At 37.0% G+C, this 26701-nt stretch carries 27 protein-coding genes and 1 tRNA gene; 15 read left to right on the top strand and 13 right to left on the bottom strand.

Annotated elements, in window-relative coordinates; all coding sequences use genetic code 11:
- Positions 1-28 precede the first annotated feature (28 nt).
- Positions 29-1240, bottom strand: coding sequence for a saccharopine dehydrogenase family protein (locus ABR854_RS21605; RefSeq protein WP_350267933.1), 1212 nt, complete (start codon positions 1238-1240; stop codon positions 29-31).
- A gap of 568 nt (positions 1241-1808) precedes the next feature.
- Positions 1809-2996: a phosphoglycerate kinase gene (locus ABR854_RS21600; RefSeq protein ID WP_350267932.1), complete on the bottom strand. Its 1188-nt coding sequence runs from the start codon at positions 2994-2996 to the stop codon at positions 1809-1811.
- Between the two features lie 281 nt (positions 2997-3277).
- Between ABR854_RS21600 and ABR854_RS21595 the strand changes: the two genes are divergently transcribed.
- Together ABR854_RS21595 and ABR854_RS21590 are read left to right on the top strand one after the other, a co-directional pair.
- Complete coding sequence (locus ABR854_RS21595; RefSeq protein WP_350267931.1) at positions 3278-4120, top strand: hypothetical protein; 843 nt, start codon at positions 3278-3280, stop codon at positions 4118-4120.
- Positions 4117-5295 carry a glycosyltransferase family protein gene (locus tag ABR854_RS21590; protein WP_350267930.1) on the top strand — a complete coding sequence of 393 codons (1179 nt, stop codon included), beginning with the start codon at positions 4117-4119 and terminating at the stop codon, positions 5293-5295. The genes ABR854_RS21595 and ABR854_RS21590 overlap by 4 nt, the downstream gene beginning before the upstream one ends.
- A 22-nt stretch (positions 5296-5317) precedes the next feature.
- On the opposite strand, the gene ABR854_RS21585 is transcribed toward ABR854_RS21590, so the two are convergent.
- Complete coding sequence (locus ABR854_RS21585; RefSeq protein WP_350267929.1) at positions 5318-6634, bottom strand: glycosyltransferase family 4 protein; 1317 nt, start codon at positions 6632-6634, stop codon at positions 5318-5320.
- Between the two features lie 186 nt (positions 6635-6820).
- Here ABR854_RS21585 and ABR854_RS21580 point away from each other — a divergent pair, with 186 nt between their 5' ends.
- The 3 genes from ABR854_RS21580 (at position 6821) to ABR854_RS21570 (ending at position 9218) form a co-directional block, all read left to right on the top strand.
- Positions 6821-7312, top strand: a complete 492-nt coding sequence (locus ABR854_RS21580) for an RNA polymerase sigma factor (protein WP_350267928.1) — start codon at positions 6821-6823, stop codon at positions 7310-7312.
- Complete coding sequence (locus ABR854_RS21575; protein WP_350267927.1) at positions 7309-7938, top strand: hypothetical protein; 630 nt, start codon at positions 7309-7311, stop codon at positions 7936-7938. The genes ABR854_RS21580 and ABR854_RS21575 overlap by 4 nt, the downstream gene beginning before the upstream one ends.
- 65 nt (positions 7939-8003) lie before the next feature.
- A complete protein-coding gene (locus ABR854_RS21570; RefSeq protein ID WP_350267926.1) occupies positions 8004-9218 on the top strand; it encodes a PQQ-dependent sugar dehydrogenase in 1215 nt (404 codons plus the stop codon).
- A gap of 48 nt (positions 9219-9266) precedes the next feature.
- Here the strand turns inward: ABR854_RS21570 and ABR854_RS21565 are convergent, their stop codons facing one another.
- On the bottom strand, positions 9267-10760 hold the full coding sequence (locus ABR854_RS21565) for a lipopolysaccharide biosynthesis protein (RefSeq protein ID WP_350267925.1): 1494 nt from the start codon (positions 10758-10760) through the stop codon (positions 9267-9269).
- A 154-nt stretch (positions 10761-10914) separates the two neighbouring features.
- On the opposite strand from ABR854_RS21565, the gene ABR854_RS21560 reads away from it, so the two are divergent.
- The 4 genes from ABR854_RS21560 to ABR854_RS21545 all read left to right on the top strand — a co-directional run bounded on the left by ABR854_RS21560 (position 10915) and on the right by ABR854_RS21545 (position 15929).
- The gene (locus ABR854_RS21560) at positions 10915-11760 is read left to right on the top strand and encodes a class I SAM-dependent methyltransferase (protein ID WP_350267924.1); all 846 of its coding nucleotides are present in this window, start codon (positions 10915-10917) and stop codon (positions 11758-11760) included.
- Between the two features lie 99 nt (positions 11761-11859).
- Positions 11860-12984, top strand: coding sequence for a dTDP-4-amino-4,6-dideoxygalactose transaminase (gene rffA / locus ABR854_RS21555; RefSeq protein WP_502881223.1), 1125 nt, complete (start codon positions 11860-11862; stop codon positions 12982-12984).
- 149 nt (positions 12985-13133) lie between these two features.
- Entirely contained in the window at positions 13134-14798 is a 1665-nt protein-coding gene (locus ABR854_RS21550; protein ID WP_350267922.1) for a DUF6044 family protein, read from the top strand.
- 210 nt (positions 14799-15008) lie between these two features.
- Positions 15009-15929, top strand: a complete 921-nt coding sequence (locus ABR854_RS21545) for a bile acid:sodium symporter family protein (protein ID WP_350267921.1) — start codon at positions 15009-15011, stop codon at positions 15927-15929.
- 105 nt (positions 15930-16034) lie between these two features.
- Here ABR854_RS21545 and ABR854_RS21540 read toward each other — a convergent pair whose 3' ends face one another.
- A complete protein-coding gene (locus ABR854_RS21540) occupies positions 16035-17588 on the bottom strand; it encodes a glycoside hydrolase family 10-like protein (protein ID WP_350267920.1) in 1554 nt (517 codons plus the stop codon).
- Positions 17589-17793: 205 nt separating this feature from the next.
- On the opposite strand from ABR854_RS21540, the gene ABR854_RS21535 reads away from it, so the two are divergent.
- From ABR854_RS21535 to ABR854_RS21510, 6 genes are all read left to right on the top strand, one after another.
- Positions 17794-18552: a DUF4290 domain-containing protein gene (locus ABR854_RS21535; protein WP_350267919.1), complete on the top strand. Its 759-nt coding sequence runs from the start codon at positions 17794-17796 to the stop codon at positions 18550-18552.
- Between the two features lie 123 nt (positions 18553-18675).
- On the top strand, positions 18676-19980 hold the full coding sequence (murA, locus tag ABR854_RS21530; protein ID WP_350267918.1) for a UDP-N-acetylglucosamine 1-carboxyvinyltransferase: 1305 nt from the start codon (positions 18676-18678) through the stop codon (positions 19978-19980).
- A gap of 216 nt (positions 19981-20196) precedes the next feature.
- Positions 20197-20280 (top strand) — tRNA-Leu (locus ABR854_RS21525).
- A gap of 206 nt (positions 20281-20486) precedes the next feature.
- The gene (locus ABR854_RS21520) at positions 20487-21680 is read left to right on the top strand and encodes a site-specific integrase (protein WP_350267917.1); all 1194 of its coding nucleotides are present in this window, start codon (positions 20487-20489) and stop codon (positions 21678-21680) included.
- An 84-nt stretch (positions 21681-21764) separates the two neighbouring features.
- Positions 21765-22163, top strand: a complete 399-nt coding sequence (locus ABR854_RS21515; RefSeq protein ID WP_350267916.1) for a hypothetical protein — start codon at positions 21765-21767, stop codon at positions 22161-22163.
- Positions 22164-22665: 502 nt separating this feature from the next.
- Positions 22666-22875 (top strand): hypothetical protein, encoded by a 210-nt coding sequence (locus ABR854_RS21510; RefSeq protein WP_350267915.1) that lies wholly within the window; start codon positions 22666-22668, stop codon positions 22873-22875.
- 82 nt (positions 22876-22957) lie between these two features.
- On the opposite strand, the gene ABR854_RS21505 is transcribed toward ABR854_RS21510, so the two are convergent.
- From ABR854_RS21505 to ABR854_RS21470, 8 genes are all read right to left on the bottom strand, one after another.
- Positions 22958-23143 carry a hypothetical protein gene (locus ABR854_RS21505; RefSeq protein WP_350267914.1) on the bottom strand — a complete coding sequence of 62 codons (186 nt, stop codon included), beginning with the start codon at positions 23141-23143 and terminating at the stop codon, positions 22958-22960.
- A complete protein-coding gene (locus tag ABR854_RS21500) occupies positions 23140-23853 on the bottom strand; it encodes a hypothetical protein (RefSeq protein ID WP_350267913.1) in 714 nt (237 codons plus the stop codon). Before ABR854_RS21500 ends, ABR854_RS21505 begins: the two co-directional genes overlap by 4 nt.
- Before the next feature lie 6 nt (positions 23854-23859).
- Positions 23860-24195: a hypothetical protein gene (locus ABR854_RS21495; protein WP_350267912.1), complete on the bottom strand. Its 336-nt coding sequence runs from the start codon at positions 24193-24195 to the stop codon at positions 23860-23862.
- Positions 24192-24473 (bottom strand): hypothetical protein, encoded by a 282-nt coding sequence (locus ABR854_RS21490; RefSeq protein WP_350267911.1) that lies wholly within the window; start codon positions 24471-24473, stop codon positions 24192-24194. The genes ABR854_RS21495 and ABR854_RS21490 overlap by 4 nt, the downstream gene beginning before the upstream one ends.
- A gap of 212 nt (positions 24474-24685) precedes the next feature.
- Positions 24686-25144 (bottom strand): hypothetical protein, encoded by a 459-nt coding sequence (locus tag ABR854_RS21485; protein ID WP_350267910.1) that lies wholly within the window; start codon positions 25142-25144, stop codon positions 24686-24688.
- A complete protein-coding gene (locus ABR854_RS21480) occupies positions 25120-25668 on the bottom strand; it encodes a glycoside hydrolase family 19 protein (protein WP_350267909.1) in 549 nt (182 codons plus the stop codon). Before ABR854_RS21480 ends, ABR854_RS21485 begins: the two co-directional genes overlap by 25 nt.
- Positions 25665-25904: a hypothetical protein gene (locus tag ABR854_RS21475; RefSeq protein ID WP_350267908.1), complete on the bottom strand. Its 240-nt coding sequence runs from the start codon at positions 25902-25904 to the stop codon at positions 25665-25667. Before ABR854_RS21475 ends, ABR854_RS21480 begins: the two co-directional genes overlap by 4 nt.
- A 425-nt stretch (positions 25905-26329) precedes the next feature.
- Positions 26330-26614, bottom strand: coding sequence for a hypothetical protein (locus ABR854_RS21470; RefSeq protein ID WP_350267907.1), 285 nt, complete (start codon positions 26612-26614; stop codon positions 26330-26332).
- Between the last annotated feature and the right edge of the window lie 87 nt (positions 26615-26701).

Below are 26701 nucleotides of genomic sequence, written 5' to 3'. Positions count from 1 at the left end.
TTTCGTAGGTGGACAATAGTCTCAAGAATCAATATTCGTGAGGTAAAACTCCGTTTATTTGCTCGTGCCACGGCAAACCTTGCGTATTGAGCAAATCCATGAATGGGTCTGGGTTTAGCTCTTCGCAGTTCCAAACACCCGCTTTTTGCCATTCTGGGTTAGTGAGCATCAACATTGCTCCAATCATGGCTGGTACGCCAGTTGTATATGATACTGCTTGGGCTTTTACTTCTTTATAGCATTCTGCGTGGTCACAGTTGTTCCAAACGTAGTAAGTTTTGTCTTTTCCATCTTCGATACCTTTGATTTGGCAACCAATTGAAGTCTGACCTGTGTAGTTTTCTCCTAAAGTATCAGGAGCTGGCAATACGGCCTTCAAAAATTCTAAAGGAACGATGTCCATGCCATTGAATTTCACAGGGTCAATGCGAGTCATACCTACATTTTGAAGTACTTCGAGGTGAGTCAGATAGGCTTGCCCGAAAGTCATCCAGAATCTGGCACGTTTCAATGTTGGGAAGTTTTTTACCAAAGATTCGAGTTCTTCGTGGTATAAAACATAAGATTCTTTCGGACCGATTCCTGGGTAATCAATGGCTTTATGAATCGACATTGGTGGAATTTCTACCCATTCACCGTTTTCCCAATAACGTCCGTTTTGAGTAATCTCACGGATGTTGATTTCGGGGTTGAAGTTTGTGGCAAATGCTTTTCCATGGTTTCCAGCATTACAGTCGATGATGTCGAGGTAGTGCATTTCATCAAATTGGTGTTTATTTGCATAAGCACAATAAACTTGTGTTACGCCCGGGTCGAAACCACAACCTAAAAGAGCCATCAGGCCAGCTTCTTTGAATCGGTCTTGGTAAGCCCATTGCCAGCTATATTCAAATTTAGCTACGTCTTTTGGCTCGTAGTTTGCTGTATCGAGGTAGTGTACGCCAGTTTCCAAACAAGCATCCATGATGGTTAGGTCTTGGTATGGAAGGGCTACATTGATGACCATTTTGGGTTGGAAACTTTTGATTAAAGCAACCAATTCTGGTACGTTATCGGCATCAACTTGTGCCGTTTGGATTTTTACACCGTGCATTTCCTCAATATCAGTTGCAATTTTATCGCATTTTGATTTTGTGCGACTTGCCAACATGATTTCGGTAAATACTTGGGAGTTCATCGCACATTTGTGAGCGACAACACTGCCGACTCCACCGGCACCAATGATAATAACTTTTGACATTCTTGACTCTGATTAAACTGATTTATCAGATTTCCCTGATTTTTTGATGAATTTGATTCGTCTTTGTGTCTCAAAAATGCTATGAAACAAAAGTTTACGATAAGTATTTAGATTGCACAAAGTCTTGCAAAGATACTACTTGAAATACAAATGAGGGTATAAAATGTATTATGTTTTTTGAAAATAACAATTACCGTTAAATAAATTTATCTTGATGAAGAAATCTTTTTTGATTATATTCGTTTATAAGAGGTAGATAGCAGTTTAAATGTAAGGTATTTTGTGGCTTTAGTATCGAATTGTGTCCAAATAAAAACTCCATATAAACTAAATTAATTTGCCATGAACAGAGCAGCTAAATCTGAATCCCAAATGAAGTACGCTGAAGTTTTATTAATCAGCGGTCTAACCATAGCAGTTGCTATTGGTATGTATTTTACTAATGTTAAACTTTGGTAAAATCCCGATTTTATTTCCTTATCTAATAACTATAAACAAAAATCCCCGTTCTCGAACGGGGATTTTTTATTTCGATGTAGAGACGACTTCGCCTCTACGAATATTCGATTTACGCAAGAGCAGCAACACCTGGCAAAGTCTTACCTTCCATATATTCGAGCAATGCACCGCCACCTGTTGAAACATAAGAAACACGGTCGCCAAAACCTGCATTGTTGATAGCCGAAGCTGAATCGCCCCCACCAATAAGCGAGAAAGCACCGTTTTCTTCCGTTGCTTTAACTACTGCTTCAGCAATAGCGTTTGTGCCAACTGCAAAATTCGGGAATTCAAATACGCCCATTGGGCCATTCCAAAGAATAGTTTTTGATTTTAAAACTGTTTCAGTGAAAAGTTTCACAGATTCAGGGCCGATGTCATATCCTTCCCAATCGTCGGTAATTTCTCCTGTTGGTACCGTGATTCGGTTGGCATCGTTTGAGAATTTATCGCCACAAACGTTGTCAAGTGGCATGATAAGATTAACCCCTTTTGCTTTTGCTTTTTCAATAAGCTCTAAAGCCAAAGGCATTTTATCTGCCTCTAAAAGTGATTTCCCGATTGAACCACCTTGTGCTTTCGTGAAAGTATAAGTCATACCACCACCAATGATAAGGTTATCAACTTTATCTAATAAACGCTCAATCAATAAGATTTTGTCAGAGATTTTTGCACCACCCATAATAGCCGTAAACGGACGCTCAGCGTTGTTTAAGATTTTTTCGGCGTTATCTACCTCGGCTTGCATTACGTAGCCACAAACACGGTCTTCAAAGAATTGACCGATGATTGCGGTAGAGGCGTGAGCTCTATGGGCAGTTCCGAAAGCATCATTTACCCAAACATTACCAAGTTTCGATAATTTTTCGGCAAACTCAACATTTCCTTTTTCTTCTTCTTTATAAAAACGAAGGTTTTCGAGTAAAAGCACTTCACCTGCTTGAAGGTTAGCCGCTTGCTCGGAAGCCGATGCTCCGATACAGTCATCAGCAAATTTTACTTGTAAGCCCAAAATTACTGAAAGTGGGTTTACTAAGTGTTTGAGAGAGTATTTTTCGGTTGGGCCATCTTTCGGGCGACCTAAGTGCGACATTAAGATACACGAACCGCCATCTTTCAAGATTTTCTTGATTGTCGGAATCGTGGCAGTGATACGAGTATCATCTGTAATTTCGTACTTGTCATTAAGAGGTACGTTAAAATCTACTCTGATAAGGGCTTTTTTACCCGAAAAATCGTAAGTGTCTAAGGTTTTCATTCAATAATGAATAATTAAGTGAATGGGCGTTTGAGCAAATGAGTAGATTTACTCATTTTTTGCGGCTCAAACATTATAAAAGGCTTTTTGAGAATCTTGTACAAATATAAATTTTCTTTTTGCTTTCATCACGAAATTCTACTACGTTTCTTTCGTTATTTATTGAAAAAACATAGAAAAATCATATTTTTTCTTTGCTAATTAAAATCTCGTTTTGCTTTGCTGACAACTTTTAGTTTATCTGTGTCGTCTTTGTTAGTAGTTTTGGAAATATTTACAGAATGATGAAAGCTATATTCGTATTTTTGTTTTTGATAGTAGGTATTTTCACTGAGTTAAAGGCTCAGGATGATGAAGAATACTATAAGCCACCGAGTAAACGCCTTGACGTAAGAAACAATACATACCCCAACCTTGACCGTAAATCAATGAGTTTGTATGTTGGCATTGAGGGTGGCTTTAAACTCAATTATGCTTCGCTCAATAATTCGATTGGAAATCTGGTGAGTAGTCAAAATAATAATGATTTTTCTTGGGGAGTATCTTTGGGCTATAATTCAGATAATAAGTGGGCGATAGAAACAGGTTATCTGAAAAATCCTGTTTATTTTATCCAGTCGGTGGCATCGGGTAGGGGTGTCCCTTTTACTTATCAAATTGGTAAGGATTTACATACGATTCCACTAAGATATAAAAGAAAAGTCTTAACGCTTGATGCCATCACAAAAACTGCTGGGCTGTATGTAGGAGGTGGTCTTCTGTTCAATACAAATGCTAAGGAACAGTTGGTTTATGAACGAACTTTTGTAGGGGTATCAGGAAATGCAGCCAATCGTGATACGATTCGACTTACGTCGGAATCATTTTTAAGTAATAAATTCAGAGTTGCTTTTGAAGGACAAGTTGAATTACAAGGGCGGGTAACTAACGGTTTTTATATCAGTATTTTTACCAGAGTAAATGTTGCTTCAAATGCTGGACTTCGTTCGGACTTGGCTTATTTTCAAAATTCAAATAAAATTGGTGAAGCAACACAGTCATTGAAAGGAATAAGTTATAATTTTGGCCTCTTATTAAGATTTGACCTTGCGAGAGGTTATAAATATCAGAGCCAAGTTGAATGAGCCGAAAAGTTATCATAGTCAATCGCCATTATCCACCTAACCCAGGAATTACGGGAGAATCTGCATGGGATTTGGCGAAATATCTCATCGAAAAACATCAAATCGAAGTACATATCGTAAACATTGAAGGTAGCGACGATGGTGGAGGTGCAAAGCGTGAGCCAGTGGGCAAGCTACATACCTTACAAACTATCTACGATGGAAAAAGTAAGATTCTGAAACAGCTGGCTGGCTTTTTAGATGGCTTTTTGCTTATCAGAAAAGCGAAAAGTATTGATAAAAAAGCTACAATTATAGTAATGACCAGTCCGCCATTATTACCATTTTGGGCTTCGATGTTGCTCTCGAACGGAACGCCGCCCGAAAGAAAATGGGCTTTGTGGTCGATGGATTTATTTCCCGAAGCCTTCGTAGCGATTGGTATGATTGCCGAGAAAAGTGCTGTTTATCAATGGTTTTTGAAGAAAACATACCAGAACTCTCCCAATAAATTAATTGCTTTGGGACGAAAACAAGCGGAGGTTCTGGAGGAGAAATATTTTAGTAAGTCCACAAATAAATTAGATACGACCGTTCTTCCTTGTGGTGTTATTTTTCATCAGACTTATGAAAGTCAGTTTCCTGCTTGGCGAGGAATGGCAGATAATAAAACCTATTTTGGTTATTGTGGAAACTTGAATGATGCTCATAATGAAAGTTTTCTGATAGAATTCATTAAAGCTTTCAACCCCGAAAAGCATCATTTAGTTTTGGCTCTTTATGGAAAAAAAGCTCAAAGTGTGCTTGAATTTGCCAAAAATTACGAAGGAATTACGATTTTATCGAATGTACCACGCAGTCAACTCAATTTTTTGGATGTGCATTTGGTGAGTTTATTGACAAAATACACGCATCTGATGATTCCGTCGAAAGCAGTTAGTGCGGTAGCGGCTGGTGGTGCAATTTTGTTTTGTGGAAGCCAGGAAAGTGATAATTGGGATATGCTTCAAGAGGCTGCATGGCTTATTCGTGAAGATGCTGATTTGGGCGAACAGATTCGAGAATATTTGGGTAATTTAACAAATGAAGATTTGGCAATCAAAAAGCAAAATGCCCAAAAACTAAATAAAGATTTACAGCAAAATGTACTGAAAGCCTACGAAGAAATTGCCGATTTTATAAAACAAGTTTCCTAACTTGTTTCGCAATAAGCACAAGTCAGGAGACTTGTGCTACTAAACTTCTGTAAACCTCCAAATACTGCTTAACTACCACTTTTTCAGAATAATTATCCAGCACTTTTTGACGAGCGTTACTTGATAATTCTGCATGGATTGCCTCAAATAAAACCCATTTTATTCCTTCGGCTAAACTTTCAGCCGATTTGTATTCTGCTAAGAATCCGTTTTTATAACTTTCAATCATTTCTGGAATTCCGCCAACTTCAAAACCAACCGCTGGCGTGCCACAAGCCATTGCCTCCATGATAGTATTAGGTAGGTTTTCTTGAATCGAAGAAGTAACAAATACATCAGCTGCTGAGTAAACAGAAACAATTTGATTGACATCAGAAATCTTGCCCAAAGCATGAGCCTTAAAAGGTAGTTTTTGAATCGTTTCAGCATCGCTTTCGCCCAAAACTACTAATTCAATCTCTTGATTATGAGAGTTTTGTACTTTTAAAATCTCCAAAGCCTCTTGGAAATAACTAAATCCTTTCCAAATAACTGAAACCTTTGCTGCTACAAAAAGAATCAATTTTTTATCAATCGGTAAGCCCAATTTTGCTCTTACTGATGCTTTATTTTGTGGCGAGAATAGATTTGTATCCAAAGGATTTGGAATTGCTTTTACCGAAAAATCTTTAAATAAACTACTCTTTTTTGCCCGATTACTCAACCACTGACTACACCCAACTATTGTAATATTATTTCTTGATGCTTGCTGACCGTTTCCTGAGCGAAGCCGAAGCGAATGGTCGAAAATTGCACTTTTCCGTTGCCAAACTTTATTTGATAAGTCAGTTGGCGATGGATTTTTGAGATATTGTACACAATTTCCGCAAGAATTTTGAAAGTTTTCGCAGTCTCCACTATGATGGCAACCGCCCGTAAAAGCCCACATGTCATGTAGTGTCCAGACGATAGGCTTATTGAGTGTAAAAAGCTTTTCGAGCGATTTTAATGATAAAAAGCCAAAATTTATCCAATGTAAATGGATAATGTCTGCCTCTTGCACGAGTGGATGCTCTGAAATATCAATTCCCGAATTGGCTGGCGAAAATGCGAAGCGAATTTCTTTGTTTTTTTCTTGAAATTTGAAGTAGAGTCGCTCTCTTACGAACCGTTCAAAAGCCAGTTTTTTTTGTAGCCATGTTTCAGCAATTGCCTTTACATTTGGGTTATCTCGCTTTTTTTCTTGCACCAACATTGTCGCTTCCATGCCTTCGGTCTGATTGAGGGTATTGAGCAATCTCAAGCAAGCAATGGCGGCCCCGCCCATAGCATCGTCGGTATTGATAAGTAGAATTTTCAAACGAAAGAAAATTGATTGATAAATTGAATGCGAATTACGTGATTTTTTATGGAAAATTACTAAGGTATTTCACATCATTGGATAGCTTTATTTGTATAAATTATACATTTCTCAAAAAAATATGGAGAAACTGTAAGTTTTGTGTAGGCTTGACGACTAATTGTTCAAACGAAATAAAACATCAAAATGGAAAAAGACTTTGTCGAAATGCTCAATACTCATCGAGGAATCATTTTTAAAGTGTGTAACCTGTATTGCCACGATGAAGAGGCGAAAAAAGACCTTTTTCAAGAAATAGTTTTGCAGTTGTGGAAGGCATATCCAAATTTTAGAAACGAAGCTTTGAATACTTCATGGATGTATCGGGTTGGACTGAATACTGCGATTTCTAATTTAAGAAAAGAAACTAAAAAGCCTGATAGGAAGTCGATTACAGTAGAAGAGTTTCAGATTCCAGATATGAGTTTTGATGCTGAGCAAGAAGAGAAATTGGGAATGTTGAAACTGGCAATCGAAAAACTTTCGGAAGTAGAAAAGGCAATAATCATGCTTTATCTGGAAGAAAAAACTTACGATGAGATAGCCGAAATTATTGGTATTTCCAACTCAAATGTGGGCGTGAGATTAAACAGAATTAAACAAAAATTGGAAAAAATTATTAAATCAAATATATTATGAACTTAGAAGAATTAAAATCAGCTTGGCAAGTTTACGACCGCAAACTTCAAGCATCGCAGGCAATCAACGAAAAGTTAATTTTTAGTATGATTAGAGAGCGTTCAAATTCAAGGGCTTCACGCATCAAAAAAGAGAATACTTTGTTATTAGTGTTAATGTTTTTAGAGTTTTTTCTTTTGTTGGCAGTTTTCGCAGGAAATCCTTTTGATTTTAGGTTTTTGTGGCAATATGTTCCATTCTTGGTTATTTTACTGGGAAACCTGATGGCTATTGTTATGCTTTTTAGAGCATATAAAATGCTGAAAACTGATATTACTGACGCCAATTTGAAGTCGTTCTTGAAAAACTTGATAGCTACATTTGAGAGTAATAAAAAAGCCGAAGGCTGGTTCGGAGTAATTATGTTTGTGTCGGGGTGTTTGACTATTTTCTCATTTTTGCCACATAAGCTGGCCACCAAAAGCCTATCAATGGCAATCATTGATACCTTGATTCCGTTGGCTATTTCGGTGGTAATTTACCTAATTGCCCATAAAATGGGGGCGTTTAATAACCAAAAAGAGGTAGCATTCAAAAAAGATTTGAATGAACTGGAGAAATTACAGCAAGAGTTGCAAGAAAATTAATTCAATAAAAGTATTAAAACTTATAGGCGTTTTTTTCGTTATATATCCATAAACCATGTATTTTAATGAAAAAAACGCTTATTATCATTGGTCTTTGCAGTTTCACTTCTCTACTGGCTTTTAGATGTAAAGAGGCGAAAGATGCCCCTACGACCACAACGCCAACCACACCCACAACAGTGGTAGTTACTCCTCCAACGACTGTTTCGTATCAGGCAGTGGAGGCTTTTCCGAAACTGTCTTTCAATTCTCCCGTTGATTTTACGCATGCCAATGATGGCTCAAATCGACTGTTTGTGGTTGAGCAAAGGGGCATAATTCAAACTTTTGAAAATAATGCTAATACCGAAACCAAATCGGTTTTTTTGGATATTGTCAGCCGAGTTGCTTCGGGCGGAGAAATGGGCTTACTGGGTTTAACTTTTCATCCTGATTTTAAGAGTAACGGCTTTTTCTTCGTGAATTATACCCGAAATTCTCCTCGTCGTCAGACCGTAATTGCAAGATTCAAAGCTAATGGCCAAACTGCTGACCCAACCAGTGAAACTATCTTACTTACTTTCGATCAACCTTATACCAATCATAACGGTGGTCAATTGGCTTTTGGAGCAGATGGTTATTTATACATAGCTACGGGTGATGGTGGAAGTGGCGGTGACCCACAAAATTATGCTCAAAATCGAGCCAGTTTACTTGGTAAAATGCTGAGAATTGATGTAAATTCTACCACTAAAGGTAATTATGGAATTCCAAAAGACAATCCTTATGTCAGTAATACACAAGGCTTTAGCGAAGAAATTTATGCTTATGGTCTTAGAAATCCGTGGCGTTTTAGTTTCGATTCTGTCACAAAAAATCTATGGGTAGGTGATGTCGGACAAAATGCAGTTGAAGAAGTTGATATTGTTGAAAAAGGAAAAAATTATGGATGGAGGATAAAAGAGGGAAATAATTGCTACGCAAGAATGTCGGAATGTAATGAAATTGAAAGCGTAGCTACTCCGCCCGTTTGGAGTTATTTACAAGGTAGTAATGGCCGTTCAGTAACAGGTGGAGTCGTGTATAGAGGTAAAAAATACACCGATTTGGCAGGGAAATATTTCTGTGGAGACTACGTAAGTGGAAAAATTTGGGCTTTGACTTATGATGGTAAAGCTGTAACAAAAGCTGATGAAATTACGAATGTAAGTACAGTTTCAGCTTTCGGGCAAGATGCCAATGGCGAGATTTATATGCTCAATCTTGGAAACGGAAAAGTTTATACATTAGCTAAGAAATAGTTTTGCTCTATATCCATGGCACGCTATGTGTGTCATGGATAAACTGTATCAGAAAATCTTACTTACTTTCAACCACAAATTCTTCATTGCACCGTTCAATTCGGGCGAAATATTGCTCCAATAAATAATTATTCCATACAACACAGTAAGAGCTGCCGAACGATAACCCATATCTACTATCGACATCAATTTATTTCCTCCGAATTCGGGTAAAATTCTGATAGTCAGCCACGAAACGAATGCTACAATAATAACTTTTACCAAATCAAAAGAAAAAGGCTGCATGCCGAGTTTAATCAAAACAACTAAATAGCGAGCCAAGTTATAATAAACCGTAGCGATGGCCAGTGCAAATGCTGCACCATTCATGCCGTAGATGGGTATCAGAAAATAATTGAGTGCAACAGTGATAAAAATTAGTCCAACCATGATATATGTATCATAAATGTAGTGTTTTGAAAGAGCCAAAATAGTTCCGTTCAGTCCCGTTGCCAAGTCGAAGAGTTTTCCCAGACAAATAATAATCACTACCATTTTTCCTGCCGAATATTCGGGTTTTAGAAAAAGAAAAAGGTTATCAATGTTGAGATAAATGCCGAGAAAAATCCAACAGCCAACAATCAAAGCGGTAGTGCAACTTTTCTTATAAATGGTACTAATATTCGATAAATCATTGTTGGCAAACGAGTCGGCAATTAAAGGTTGAGCCGCTTTATTTACCGCCAAAAGCGACATTCCCATTACGCTACCAAAAAACGAAGCAGTATTGTAGATACCTGTTTCAGAAAAAGTAGTGATTCCTGCCAGCATGATTTTATCAATATACAAAATCACCATTGATGAAAACCCTGTCAGAATCGTTAAGAAGCTATAAAAACCAAATTCTTTACTAAAAGCAGACGTCATGACCGAAAAATTCGGTTTCAGCGAAAAACCTTCGAGTTTGCTTGCTTTCCAGAGCATAGGCACTACATAAAACGATACCGCAAATACCCACACATACATAAATTGCTGAAAATCAACTATTTGGAATATGAAGAATAATATCGCAATCAACTGCAGTAATCGTTGTAGAAACTGAGCCAGGAAGGTTCCTGTTACGGTATCGTAGAGGTTTTTTGCGTAGTTATCAAGCAAATTGAAAAGGAGAGTGGCCAATGTAAGCGGCAATAAAAAATAGAAATTATCTGCAAAAAGCGTAGAGTTTTCTTCGTTTTTAATAATAGTTTCTTTCAATAAAACAAGACCGATAGTCGTAATGATAAAACCAGCCATTCCCACCAAAAGCCCTAAGAAAAGATAACCATTGTGTCCGTTTTTAGCATTGCGAAAGTGTGGAAAAAATCGACTTCCTGCGGCATTGAACCCTAACGATGAAAGTTGCACCAAAACGTACATATAAGAAAGTAAAACGGCTAAAAGTCCATTTTGGGCGGGTTCAAGATAATTACCAATTAAGAAAAACTGTGTAACGAATCCAACCAACACACCTCCATAAGAGAAAATTGTACCAAGAAAAGCCTGTTTTTTTATAACATTCATGAATTGTACAACAACTTTCCAAGTTGTTCCTTTGAGTGAAAATATATACCAAGTAAAATCGGTTTTAAACCTAAATCAAAATAATTGGCTTACAATTTGCAAAGTTAATCATCAAAATAGACAATATTTGCAGTAAAATTGAATTGTTTGAATAATGGCCGTTTCGGAAGAAATAAAAACAGCATCATTGATGCTTGATAAAAATGATATTTGGCGTGCATCTCATGCCGAAAAAATGTCGTATCCCGAAGAGGGAAATAATTATTGCTTTGCTGTTGAAGACAACAGTTTTTGGTTTAAACACCGAAACGATGTGATTCTGACGCTTACGCAACGCTTTAAATTTGCTAAAAACTTTGCCGATGTGGGCGGTGGAAATGGGTTTCAAGTAAAGTTTTTGTCTGAAAAATATCCTGATAAGCAAATATTTTTGATAGAACCAGGCTATGCGGGCTGCCTTAATGCTAAGAAAAGAGGTGTGAAAGAAGCCTACAATATATTTTTTCAAGAATTTCCGTTTGCAGAAAAACAAATTGATGCAGTCGGACTTTTTGATGTAATCGAACATATCGAAGACGATAAAACATTCTTAACTGGACTTGCTCAATATCTGCCATCAGGGTCGCATATTTATATCACTGTACCTGCCCATCAATGGCTTTGGTCAGAAGTTGATGATGAAAGCGGGCATTTTCGCCGTTATAACCTCGAAATGTTCGATAAACTCGCTAAAGATTGCGGATTGGAATATACTTACGGTAGTTATATTTTCTCGTATTTACCGCCAATAATGGGTGTTTTACGTGCTATTCCGTTTCGTTTGGCTCGACTTTTTGGTAAAACTCGTCAAAATACAATTGATGCAGAATTTGATAATCATACACCATCAAAATTGGCCGTTGCGATATTTAACAAAATTCACAGTTGGGAATTGGCTCGACTGAGAAAATCAAAAATGGCGTTTGGTGCAAGCTGTGCGGTGGTTTTAACTAAAAAATAATTTTAAAGCGGTTCGCCGCCCGTTCAGAATGAGGGAATGATAGAATATGAAAAATCATTCGCTCATTCACTCATTCACTCATTCAATATTAATTTTCTCGTGATTCCTTTTAATAAACCATATCTTTCGGGCAACGAGCTACAATATATCGGAGAGGCCGTACAATCAGGTAAAATCTCTGGAAATGGTGTTTTTACTAAAAAATGTCAGCAGTTTTTTGAAGAAAAATACAGTTTTCGTCGCTGCTTACTCACAACTTCATGCACAGATGCCCTCGAAATGGCTGCCATTTTGTGTGATATTCAAGCAGGTGACGAGGTAATTGTACCATCTTATACTTTTGTTTCTACAGCCAATGCTTTCGTGTTGCGTGGAGCAAAAATTGTATTTGCTGATAGTTCTGTCGAAAATCCAAACCTCGATGCTGATAAACTTTCGGTCTCAATTACGCCTAAAACCAAAGCAATTGTGGTGGTGCATTACGCAGGAATTGCATGCAATATGGACAAAATAATGGCAATTGCCGAAGCTAATAATTTATTTGTAATAGAAGATGCTGCCCAAGCTGTTGACTCATTCTATAAAGATCGTCCTCTGGGAAGTATCGGACATTTGTCGGCTTTTAGTTTTCATGAAACCAAAAATATTATTTCGGGCGAAGGTGGAATGTTGGTTATCAACGATGAACGTTTCGAGAAACGTGCCGAAATTATTTGGGAAAAAGGAACCAATCGTTCGGCATTTTGGCGTGGTGAAGTTGATAAATATAATTGGGTAGATATTGGTTCATCGTTTTTGCCTTCTGAAGTGGTAGCTGCCTATTTATTTGCTCAACTTGAAAATCTTGAAAAAATACAATCAAGACGTAAACAGATTTGGGCAAAATATTATGAGGCATTTTCTACTTTAGAGCAATCAGGAAAACTAAAATTACCAGTAGTACCAAGTTACGCCACCAATAATGCTCACATGTTTTACTTGCTCACCGATTCGATTGAGCAACGTGATGCCTTGATTGGTTTCTTGAAAGAAAACAAAATCTATGCTGTTTTTCATTATATTTCTTTGCATAGCAGTCCATTTTACAAAGAAAAAGCAGGTGATGTTTCGCTACCCATAAGTGATTATTATTCTGATTGTTTGGTGCGTTTGCCTTTGTTTTACGAACTAACCGAAATAGAACAACAATTGATTATTGATAAAATTATTGAGTTTTATAATTGATATAGGGTCAAATTGTTTACCTTTTTTATTGTTTTATCTATCTTTCCTAAATTTTCTATGAAGTAAATGTTTTGGCTAAAGCCGATATGTTTACTGACTTTTATCCGTCAGTTAAAACTGACGGCAATGAACAAATAGTCTAAATATTTATGTCTATTTTTTTGAATAAATCACTCATTATCAGTTTTTTACTTCTTCTGAGTTTCTTTGCCTTTATTATATTTTTGGGCGAAGATGCTTCAATTAGAGTGCATGATAATCTGGAAGCAAACATTGCTTGGTATAAATCATTGGTCGACCAGCACCTACTTTGGGCGAGTTCATACACACCTAACGAAACCGTGATGCAAGCCCCACGTATTGCCTTTGGCTCTGAATGGAGCTTGATTGCATGGTTGTTTGTGTGGTTTAAGCCAATTGTTGCCTATAATATCAATGTGGTTTTGATGAGTTTGGTTGCTTTTGTTGGTACCTATTTGTTTACAAAAGATACCCTCAAACTTTCGCCTAAAATCGCTCCTTTCATAGCTTTGGGTTTTGCTTTATTACCTTTTTGGTTTTCAGGTGGACTGAGTTCCGCAGGGCAGCCTTTACTATTTTGGAGTTTTGATAGAATCTTAAAAAAACACAATTCTGTTATTGATTGGATTATCTTCCTGTTATTTCCTTTTTACTCTTCCTTAATTCTATCTGGGTTATTCATGATGGTATTGATGGTTGGGTATTTGGGGCTGAGTTTTCTCAAAAAAGAAAGAAAAATTGCTTACGATAAAGGTATATTATCGCTTTTTATACTAACAGTCGGGTATATTTTGGCCGATTATCGTTTGTTTTTAGATATTCTTAAAATCGGAACGCCCGCTGGGTTTATTCCTCATCGAGTAGAGTTTGTACAAGGTAATACTTTCTCGGAGTGTCTGAAAGCTGCCAAAAACTCGTTTATCGGGGGACAAAATCACTTTCAATCTTTTCATACGTATCTTATCCTTCCGCTCGTATTTTTTTACATAATTTATGGTTTTTTCAAGCAGAAAAAGCTCGTTGTTATTGTTTTTTATATTCTTTGTTTGGTCATTATTGCTCTCATTGATGGGTTTTGGAATTTTACGGGTTTTGAGTCTTTGAAAGACAAATTACCAATTTTGAAAGCTATTCAACTCGACCGCTTTTATTCACTTTATCCGATTCTTTGGTTTGGTGTTTTTGTGTTGATAATCAGAGAGTTACCGACTAAATTAGCCATAGCTTTAGCCAGTATTCAAGTCATCATTGTGTTATTCTCAAATCAGTTGGTGAGCGATTATATCAAGAAAACCATTCACGGCCGAGATTACGTTTCTTACCGTGAGTTTTATGCCGAAGACCTTTTCTCAAAGGTAAAAATTGTGTTGAATCAAGACGAAAATCCAAACAAACGAGTAGGAATGGTAGGGCTTCACCCTGCGGTTGCACAGTACAACCAAATTCCGACCGTTGATGGTTATGTGGTGCTTTATTCATTGGCATATAAACATCAAATGCAAACAATTATTCAACCCGAATTGAACCAAAATAAATTTATCAAAAACTATTTTGAACAGTGGGGGAGTAGGTGCTATTTGTTTGATAATGAGGCTATTATTGCAGGTGATGGTATTCTGAAAAAACAAAAATGCTGCACTGAAATCCTAGATTATGACTTCGATAAATTGAAACAATTGAAGTGCGGTTATATTTTATCGGCAGTTGAAGTGAAGCACCCATCGGAGCATTTAAAATTGCTTTCAAAAGTAGAAGATGCGAACTGGCGAGTATGGATTTATAGGATTATTTAGTCAATAGTCCACTGTACAGAGTTTTTGAACTGAGAGAATAGCGACGGCATCGCTACGAGCGATGCCGTCGCTGGGCTTGTCAATTGGATTTCGCATGAATCAACATTCTTATCGTTTCATTGATAGATAAATTTATCTTTGCAATAGATTGATGATCAGATTCTAATGCACGGTTGGTCATTGACTATTTATTCAACCCTATAAATTTACATGAAAAATTATACTTATACGCTTTGTATCGTCGTAGCGGCTACTGTTGCTTATTTCTTTCCTCAATATTTTACCGAAATCAATGGTTTTCAGCTAAAAGAGTTAATCATTCCGCTGTTGCAAATCATTATGTTTGGCATGGGTACCACCATGACTTACGAAGATTTCCAGGGTGTAATAAAAATGCCAAAAGCTGTTATTGTTGGTTTGGTGTGTCAGTTTACAATTATGCCATTTTTGGGGTTTACTATCGCTAAAAGTTTCAATTTTCCACCCGAAATTGCCGCTGGAGTTATTTTAGTAGGTTGTTCGCCAAGTGGTTTGGCTTCCAATGTGATGTCGTATATTGCCAAAGCCAATGTTGCTTTATCAATCACCATTACTTCATTCGCTACGCTTTTAGCACCCATCATGACACCTTTTTTAATGAAAATGTTGGGCGGTCAATTCATCGAAATTGATTTTTGGAGTATGACGCTCGATATTTCAAAAATGATAATAGTGCCAGTTGGCGTTGGTTTTTTACTCACAAAATTATTGAATGGAAGAGGCGAATGGTTGCAAAAAGTGCTACCAATTATCTCAATGGCTGGCATTGCCGTGATTATTGTGATTATTACGGCGGCAGGGCAGAAATCATTGCAAACGGTTGGTTTAGCTTTAGTTTTTGCTACTTTCTTGCATAATATTGGCGGTTTTATTTTGGGTTATTGGGGAGCAAGATTATTCAAATTACCCGAACAAGATTGTCGAACTGTAGCCATCGAAGTTGGTTTACAAAATGCAGGTTTGGCATCAGGTTTAGCCAAAGCAATGGGAAAGCTCGCCACAGTCGGCATAGCACCAGCACTTTTTGGGCCAATTATGAACACCAATGGCTCACTTTTAGCCAGTTTTTGGAGTACGAGAAAGCCTTCATAAGTTCTGAATTCTGAGTTCTGAATCATTTTCGATGTCTGAGCGGGCTGGGTCGCCAGTGTCCAGTTCGGTCGAAGTCACCGAAAAAAGTTCCCCCATCGGGGGCGGCTACTTCCATTTCACCACATTACTCATTTCACTCTCATTCTGTAAACGGTCAAGAGCCGTAACTACATAGACATAGCTTTTCTCTTGATTGAGGGTTTTATCTGTACAACTCAAAATACCTTCGTTTCTGACAATCTGCAAGATTCTGGCAGGGTTATCGAGATTTATTTGCTCATTTTCTTCAAAACGATAAACCACAAACGCATTTACCTCATCGCCATCTTTGGAGGGAGTAGCGGGCAATTCCCAAGTGATAGCTACGCCCAAATCCGCAATTTTACGAATCTTAACATTCTGTGGAGCATTCGGTGGAACTTTATCTTTCCATGGCATTGTGGGCATGAGGGCTGGGTAATAATAAAGTCTTTTCAAAGAGTCATTGACTGATAATTCATTATTAATCAATTGTTTAGAACTAAAATACATACTGCCAGAAATCTGTGGTTTAGTACGATTGTAGCGAATCTGACGAGGAATCTGATTGGCTTTTTCCCAACCAATTTCTTTGCTACCAGCTTTTACTCGATACACACCATGACCAATATAAAGATGGCGACCAAACGAGTTTTTTATCCACCAATCGGTCATTGTTTTGTACGGAACTTTATCAAACTCGAAGCTGAAATAAATCTGTGGGGTGATATAATCGAGCCAGCCTTCTTTCACCCATTTGCGAGTATCGGCATAAAGATTATCATACGAAGGTTGTCCACCTTGCGTGGCCGAGCCAATTGGGTCAGTTGAAACATTTCGCCAAACGGCTGATGGGCTAATCCCAAACTTTACCTTTGGTTTTTCTCGTTTAATAGCTTCACTGACGTTTTTTACGACCATATCTACATTATAGCGACGCCAATCTTCAATATTTTTGAGACCATTGCTGTATTTTCTGAATGTATCTTCATCACGAAGTTTTTGATTTGGTTCGGTATAAGGATAAAAATAATCGTCGAAATGAATGCCATCCACATCGTAGTTACGTACAATTGTCACGACCACATCCGTTATATAATCTCGCACTTCAGGAATTCCCAAATTGAATAATTTATAGCCGCCATAACTCAGAAACCATTCGGGTTTGGTTTTCGTTATATGTTCGTCCATGATACTCTTTGATGCCTTATGCACGCCACGATTCATATTGAGCCACGCATGAAACTCTAAGCCTCGTTGGTGAGATTCTTGAATCATAAAAACCATAGGGTCGTAGTAGGGTTCGGGAGCTTTGCCTTGTTCGCCCGAAAGCCATTCTGACCACGGTTCTTTGCCACGAGCATAAAAAGCATCGGCTGCTGCACGGACTTGTACCAAAACGGCATTCATGCCATAGCTTTTTTGTTTGTCGAGTATGGTTCTAAATTCTTGTTGTTGGCTTTCGGAACTAAGACCTTTGCGAGATGGCCAGTCGATATTATCAACTGTTGCTACCCAAACCCCACGAAATTCACGCTTAGGGCCAGCAGGCTTTGAAACAACTTGTTGGGTAACTTTTTTATTACATCCGCTCAGGAAAGCGTAGATTATCAGGCAAAAAGCAGCTTTTTTGAAGTGCATCGAAATACTTTTTTGGAAATTTTGTTCAAAATTAGAGAAAAATTTAACCCAAAGGTTATTTTTTGTTACTTTTGCTTATGTTTATGTGGCTATTAGCCATTAGCTTTTAGCTTTTAACTCCGAAATCATACATTTAGAAAAGTGTTTTGATGTAAAATTTATTCACTCATTCACTCATTCAAAAGTCAATCATTAATAATTTCCTGTGAAAGAATACGGAAGTAATATTCAGAAATTAACAGACTACATCGTGAGTCTGCCTGACCGTGAGCAACGCACAAAATATGCCCATATTTTGATTGAGTTGATGCGTCAGATACACCCAAATATGCGTGAGGGAATTGATTATTCAAAAAAACTTTGGGATGACCTTTATATCATTGCCAATTTTGATTTGGATGTTGATAGTCCATTTCCGCCACCACCGAAAGAAATTTTGGGTAAAAAACCAATGACTGTTCCCTACAATCAGCATCAATTGAAGCACCGTTTGTATGGTCGAAACTTGGAATTATTGGTTGTAAAAGCCATGATTACGCAAGATTATGACGAACGCAAAGCGTTTATTTCTTACATGGTGCGTTTGATGAAGAGTTTCTTCCAAGTTTGGAACAAAGACACCATCGAAACGGCTGATTGTTTACAGCAAATTCTTGAATTGTCGGGCTTTAAGCTTCAAAAAGAGATTGACGAACTTCGTCGAGATGGTTTGATGGAATCATCGCCGAGGGATGGCAGCAGCAATCGCCAACGTACGCAACAAAACCAATCTCAAGGCGGAAATAACTACCAGTTTAGAGATAACCGTGGTGGTGACCGTGATAATCGTGACCGTAATCGTAGCGGTGGTGGAGACAGAAACGATCGCAACAAAAATTTCGGTAGCGGTGGCTATAAATCAAATAACGACCGCAACGACAGAAATAATAATAACAAAAATAATAATAACCGCAGACCGAGATAGGTGCTTAGGCACAATTGAGAATTAAAAATTGAGAATTAAGAATTATTAAAACTAAGTTTTGTAGATTCCAAATACTCCTTTTATCATTCTCAATTCTTAATTCTCAATTCTTAATTCCAGAAAATGGCATCTTTTAAAATTACAGGAGGACGAAAACTTAAAGGTGAGATTGTTCCACAAGGAGCAAAAAACGAAGCATTACAGATTTTGTGTGCCGTTTTGATGACCAAAGAACCAGTAACGATTCATAATATTCCGAATATCCGTGATGTAAACAAACTCATGGAATTGCTCGAAGATATGGGCGTAAGTCGTAATAAAGTAGGCGATGGCTCGTACCGTTTTCAAGCCGATGCTGTGAACTTTGAATACTTCGAGACGGCCGAATATAAAGACAAAGCAGCTTCATTGCGTGGTTCAATCATGCTTTTGGGGCCGATGTTGGCACGTTTTGGCAAAGGAAAAGCACCACGCCCAGGTGGAGATAAAATCGGTCGTCGTCCGTTGGATACGCACTTCACAGGTTTTCAGAAACTCGGTGCCGAATTTATCTACGATCCGAACGATGCTTTCTACACAGTAGATGGCTCGAAACTCAAAGGTGCGTATGTATGGATGGACGAAATTTCGGTAACAGGAACGGCCAACGTTTTGATGGCTGCTGCAATGGCCGAAGGTACGACAACCATTTATAACGCTGCTTGTGAGCCTTATCTACAACAGTTGTGCAAGATGCTCAACCGTATGGGGGCAAAAATTACAGGAGTTGGCTCAAATCTCCTCACGATTGAAGGTGTGAGCGAATTGGGCGGTTGCGAGCATACGATGTTACCAGATATGATTGAGATTGGTAGCTTTATTGGTTTGGCGGCCATGACACAATCAGAGATTACGATTAAAAACTGTCAGATTCCAGAACTCGGTATTATTCCTGATGTATTCAAGAAATTGGGTATCAAGATGGAATTCCGTGGCGATGATATTCATATTCCTGCTCAGACTCACTACGAAATCAGTTCATTGATTGATGGCTCGATTCTGACGATTTATGATGCTCCGTGGCCAGGATTTACACCTGATTTGATTTCGATTATTTTGGTAACGGCTATTCAAGCGAAAGGTGCGGTATTGATTCACCAAAAAATGTTTGAAAGCCGCTTATTCTTTGTTGATAAATTGATTGAAATGGGAGCTCAAATCATTTTGTGCGACCCACACCGTGCGAACGTGATTGGCTTGAACCGTGAACATAATCTGCGTGGAATCAGAATGACATCGCCTGATATTCGTGCGGGGGTTTCGTTGTTGATAGCAGCACTTTCGGCTGATGGCACGAGTACTATTGATAACATTGAGCAAATTGACCGTGGCTACCAAGACATCGACAAACGTTTGAATGCGATTGGTGCAGAAATTATTAGAATTTAGTTTTTGAGTCAACGGACGACAGTCTACTGACCACAGATTAAAAATGGGTTGTTTCGGCAACCCATTTTTTGTTTAAAAGCTAAGTTGCTGATTATCAGCCTAAAAGCTAAAAGCTAATTGCTAACAGCAAAAAACATTAAAATATTTTGAAAATTTCTTGGCTTGAGTTTTGGATTTGAAAAATTAAATTCTACCTTTGCAGTCCCAAAGCGATTTGCCCGGATGGCGGAATTGGTAGACGCGTTGGTCTCAAACACCAATGAGGTTACACTCGTGCCGGTTCGACTCCGGCTCCGGGTACTACAAACAGCAAAAGAAAGTTAGCCCTAAGTAAATTAGGGCTTTTTTTATGCCCTACGCCCTATAAATACGTAAAAATACGCATTTCAATAAGGGTTTCTACTCAAAGAAAATCAACTAACATAGTTCGGTACTAACATTGATTAGATTAAAACTTTTTAATCTTAAATTTTTAAATCAATGCAAAAAATTATCAATTCTACGAAATGGATTTATGCTTTTATATCCGTCGTTGCGATGCCGTAAATAAAAGCGGTCAAACCTCAATTTATTGTACCATTACCATCAACGGCACTTCTGCTGTGCCTTTCAGTACAGGCATAAAAATAACGGCCAGCAAATGGCTACCAAAACGCAAAACTACCAGCGACGAAACCTCCGACACCGTACGCCGTGAAATAAACAATATTGAAAACTTGCTAAGAAAAATAAAGGTGGATTTACAGGAAACCGAAAAAATAATAACCGCCAACGCTATAAAGGATAAATTTATGATAATCAGAAACGGTGCAACCACACGAAAGAAAAAAGCCGAAACGGTTATGTTTTTGGATATGGCCAAAATGTATATTGATAAAAAAGTAAAAATGGGTGCATCTGACCGAACCCGAAAAAACAACAATACTTTTCTGAATAACATCAAACAATATCTGCAGGAACAAAAAATAAAGAATCTTACTCCCTCAAAGATAGATTATGAATTTATAGAAGACTTTACGATGAAGTTTCAGTTTGAGCAAAAAAACTCAAAGAATTACACTAATTGTCATATCGGATTTATTTCTGCAGTATTGGATTTGTGCGTATTGAAGAAAGTTATAAAACACAACTCGATGACGAGTTTAAAATTAAACTATGAGGACAATTTTGATAACAAAGGACTTACGATTAAAGAAATAGAAACACTACAAAATGCACAAGAACTAAGCGAAAACGAACAAAAGGCCGTTGATATATTTTTGTTTTTGTGTGGTTCGGGTTGTGATTATTGCGACTATATAAAAATTAATGCAGAAAATTTTATCAGTCGAAAAGGCACATTGATGCTTAATTATGAAAGACAAAAAACCATAACCTACAATACAAATAATTCAAATATTGCGAACCCGATTTTAAAAGATTGTGCTATCAAGATTGTAGAAAAATACGGCCAAAACAATTTGCCAAAAATGAAGTATTTACAAGACGTTAATTCTACGCTCCAAGCGGTGGCCGTTCGGCTGGGAATTAAAACCAAATTAACCACCAAACGGGGGCGTAAAACATTTTCTAATTTATCGGTAAATAAAGAAATGCACACCGACGAACAAACGGCTTACCAGTTAGGCCATAGTTCAACAAAACAACTAAAACACTACCGAGCGTATAATGATGAGATTTTAAATAATTTGCTGGGGTAATACCGAATAATCAATAAATTAAATAAGCCTTGAAAATTATTTTTGATAGGCTTATTTTTGAACTTCACTAAAAACAATTACACAATGAAAAAACTAATATTTGTTTTATTGACTTTTGCGGTATTTGGTTGCACTAAAGACGAGCCATCAGACGATTTTTTATATTTTGATGAAATAAAAGGACAATACAACGGCCATGCTGTTTTGAGTGAATCGGGTAAAAGTTTTATGTTGCCGTATCAATCAATTACCACCAAACTTATAGTAAAAAGAAATAATTTTGAACCTCCTTTTTTTGAAATAACCGAGTATGATTATTCAACGGTAGTTAGAACATTTACGGTTAAGCCTTTTGCAACTACGGGAGAAAAAAACAACTATATTTTCAAGGATTCTAATATGAATGATATTGCATCAGTAGATAATCAGTTTATTTGGGTCAAAAAGAGTAATACGGGTGATAAGTATTATTTTAAAAGATAGCCAAATAATATTTTGTAAAACAGCTCTCATGGACAAGATTTTTCAGAATAATATTTGTCAATAAACAAAAAAGCCCGTCAAACGACGGGCTTTTTGCATTATAGCCATGAAAGCATAAATTAAGATAATTTCATGCTCCTGTTTGCTTATAAAAATAAAGTGTAATATATTTGACATATAACACTAATAAACAAAAGATATATGGAGAGCCTAAACTTAAAGAGTAAATGCTATTTAATGATTTCAGAATTTGGTGAGTTTACAATGGCATTTTCAAACATGAAAAAAGCGTATGATTTCTTGTTAGAACGTGAATGGACTGATAAGGTAAATTACAGTTATTTTTCGAGAATTATAAGAATTGAAAACAACCAAAGATTTTGGGAGTATAAACCAATAAAAGAATTTAATAGAAAATCAAAAGTTAGAATTGTACCAATAAAAATATTTTGAAATGCAAAATCAAAAACGCTCCACCTGTGTTTATTGTGGCCGAAAATTGATGCAAAATAGACTAACTCAAATTCATGTACCACAATATGCACACCTAACATTTAAAATAGTACCTATGTGGGTTTGTAAATATCCTAAGTCAAGAAATGTATATGATTTAAGTTGTGGCGAGTTATTAATGAAAGATTTAGTTGAAATAGTTGATAAATTTAATGAAAGTCGAACAAAACTTTTTATGCTGCGAAAATGTCAGACCTGACCTGACATTTTATCGAGCGAAAACAAAAAAGCCCGTCAAACGACGGGCTTTTTGCGTTATAGCCATGAAAAAGGTAGATAAACTACAATGGTCTGCAAGAATCGAAGTAAAAACGCTCTTCTTTCTTAAATTCTTTACCGAAATAATTATTTACACGGGTAAAGTTTACGTAACTGTAACCCGTTTCGGGGTCAAATATCGGAGTTTGGCCAATTGGCAAACTAATTTCTTTTTCAAGAACGGTATCAGAAAAAACAAATTTTTTCATAACTGATAATTGTTTGAGTTGAATTTAAACGGTATTGCTGGGTCTGTTGGGTGCAACGCTACTTCTACCGAATATTCGGTAAATGTGCCAGCTTCAGAAATTACGTTGAGCTTAACGTTTTCGGTTTCGCTGTTGGCATATCCAGCAAAAAGCGTATGACGTGTATTGCTTGTATTGTGGTACACCCATCTGTAAGTACCTGTTTTAATTGTACGGTTAAAGTAGGCATTATGGTTGTTTCCACGGCTTTCGTAATTTGAAAACGGGTGAACTGCTACAAAGTTTTGAACCCAAAAAGCTATTCTGTCTTTAATGCCTTGTGGTGCGGTTGCCATTTGGCCAGCATCAAAGAAATTTGGGTGATGACCTCCAACATTATCTTTAATGTGTAGTATCAATGTACCATTTTGGTCATATAGCCATTGTTCGCTTGTGGCGGTTGCGTTTGGTGGTGTATCTGATACGGGCGTGGCTACTCTGCTATGAGAAACCAAATGTGCCGTGATGTTTGCATCAGACTGCTGGAAAAACTCAAAAATATACGCACCCGTTGGTGTGGTTGTACCACCACCGCCACCAGTACCGCCATTGTCTATGTTTGTCTTTTTTGGCGTTGGTGGGGTTGTGGTGGTTATTGTTTTTGTCGCTGGGGTTTTGGCATTACGAGAAAAAACGTAAAGCAAAACCCCGATTATGATAAGATTTTTCATAAGATATTAGTTATAATCTTGAATTATTTTGTCTGTAAAACCTTGTTTGATAAGTTTTTCATTATCAAATAAATAATATCCAACTTGTAAAACTTGACCGTAATTATCATAAGTAGAAACATTAAATTCAACTCTGAATCTGCTATCAATTTTTACTGATGAAAATTGCTTTTGAGTTTCTAAATAGTACGGTTTATTATTTACATAGTACGGAATGCGAAGTTTGTCTTTGCCCTTTCTGAAAATAGTTTCTACACTAAATGGAACTTCTTTTAGGTACATATATGCTGAAACAAGCAATGATGCAAAGAAAAGATTCTCAATAGTTAAATACTTTTTCATTGCAAAATTTGGTTAATTTGTTCGACTTCTGACGGCTCTAAATTGCTAATTTTCGACTGCATACCACGAATAATGTCTATTTGTGGTGCAAGTTCGCCAAACGAAAAGCCCGAAAGTTCGAGTTGTGCGTTTCCTTTTATTGATGTAGCAATTCCATGTTCGTTTACATCAATAATCATTTCGCCTTCTTTCATCTGATTGAAAACAAATATGCCCTCTTGGTTCTTGAAACAAACGTATGTTTCAGATTGAGATAAATTCAATTTTACTTCTGCCATGATATTAGAATTTTTTACGGTGACGTTTCCAGTAGAAAAAAAGCCTTAACGGCCTTATCTTTTTATTGTTTCGATACAAAACAGCTTCAAACTTTTGTATCCGTGATTGCTGGGTATTGTTGAGCATTTCCAGCGTAGTAATGTAAGATTGTTGATACTTTGTCAGACTGTCACAAATAAAGAAATCATATTTGCACGACAAATAAGCATCTTTATAAAGACTTACGGCTAAGTTTTCGCTTTCGTTCTTCCCTTTCGGCTTTAAGTTTTGCCCGTATGCTGTCCATACTACTAACAGCATCAGAAACAGTATTTTCAGTAATAACCAGCCCTTTTTTTTCATAGAGTTGTATCTTTTTATCTACTTCTGAAATATTTTGTTTTGCCTTTTGGTGTTTGGCCGTTGCGGTGTAAACCTCCGACTTTTGCACGGTTGACCGTTCTTGTAGTTTGTTTTCGAGTTCGGCCAGTTGTTCGTCGAACATCAAAAGTTCGTCGGTGTGCTGGGTTTGAATTTCTTCGGTGTAATGCTCTCTTAATTTGCCATCGACAAATGAAAAAGAACGGGTAACGACGAAATATAAGATAACTGCATATAAGGCAATTTTTTCTAATCCTTTTTGCTTTATCCAGGCCAAAATTTTATCTATGATTGTGCTATCTGTTTGCATATCTCAATAGTTTTTTCCCAAGTTGCTTTACGCTCTGAAAGATGAGTTAAACCCCCGTTTATTTTTTTCGTAATGGCTTCAAAGTCCAGTTTGTCGGACAGCGTGTTAAGGTCGTGTTTGTGCCAGTAATAGACTGCACTCAAAACAGCAATATGTGGGTCTTTTAGCTTTTCGGGATTCTTTACAAAGTCTTCGTTTATACCCAAACTACGGGCGAATTTATCAAAAAAACAATAGTTGAAAAATCCTGTTGTATGAATCCAACCACGGCCTTTGTATTTTACACCATATCCCGAAACTATATTGCCTAAGTCTTTACGTCCTTCATAATCTGAACCGCTTGCATATTCTTCAATACCGTTCAAAAAATCGCATTCGTGAAAGCATTGTGCAAAGAAAATACTAAGCCTTTGCCATGTTACAATGCCAAATTGTGGCAAGTACATATTCAAAAAGTATAGATAGGGTTGAATGTTTTTCAATCGGCTATCAATTTGCGAAAAATCAGCTTTTAGTAAATTCATTTTCTTGCTGGGCGTTCTTTGATTAGTTCGGTTAGTGCATTTGTTGCATTTGTGTTGTTGTGGATTGCATCAACGGCTTTGGTGTGAATATCCAAGAACATTTTATCTTTTTCGTTTAGACGGTTTTCGAGCGTTGTTTCTCGCTCTGTTAGTCTTTTATACAAGAAAAAGATAATAACGCACATTACTGCAATGACAGGGCTTAGTTTTGCAAGGTCTGAAAGTGTTTGTTCCATACTATTTTCTAATTAAAATTACTGCATAAAATGCTTTGAATGTCACACCCCAAATTGCGAAGAAAATAGGTATATTCTCCAACCTAAAAGATTTTTCAAGGCAGAAACCTGTGATAATTGACAATATAAATATGAGTTTGAAGATGTGCCATGCGTCGCTAAAAGTGTCGGTAACACCCGAAAGAAAAGACGGGTACTTTCTGCCATTTTCTTTTTTGCCGTTTCTGTATTTGTTCACCCAACTTTCGTTAGGATTCCAAAATTTAGGATTAAAGTTTTTGAAAACAGAACTTGAAAAATGGTGTTGAAGTACGTCCATTACCGCACTACAAAATGCAGCTATAAAAATCAATATGTAAGGCAAATAATACATTTTGAAGAAATAACCCTTACAATTAATAAGGGTTATGTTTTATCGTAAATTACTAAGAGACTAATTTCAATGCACCGTTTTCAATGTATAGATTTAAACGGTCTGTGTAAGGTGCTGTTTCTGCTACACCCTTGTTTGCGTGCAATGCAGGTGCGTTTTCTGTGCCTACGATGTCTTTGATTGAATCAAAAACCGATACTGTACAGGTGCAGTCGGTACCCGTAACAAATCTGCTTTGATTTTGAGAAACAAATTCTGTTTGTCCTTCCATCAGTACGCTTTTGTCTTCGATTGAAAGCAAAAAAGGTGAAAACCCTTTAGTGATATATACATTCATTTTATGTAATATTTTGAAAATTGAAAACTTAATTTTTAAGCTGACCAAACGATAGTAGTACCCGTATATCGGCCTAATTTGTTGGTG

Source organism: Emticicia sp. W12TSBA100-4 (assembly GCF_040253585.1).
GTDB lineage: Bacteria > Bacteroidota > Bacteroidia > Cytophagales > Spirosomataceae > Emticicia.
Note: the sequence above shows the minus strand (reverse complement) of the source record. Positions and strands in the feature narration are given on the sequence as shown.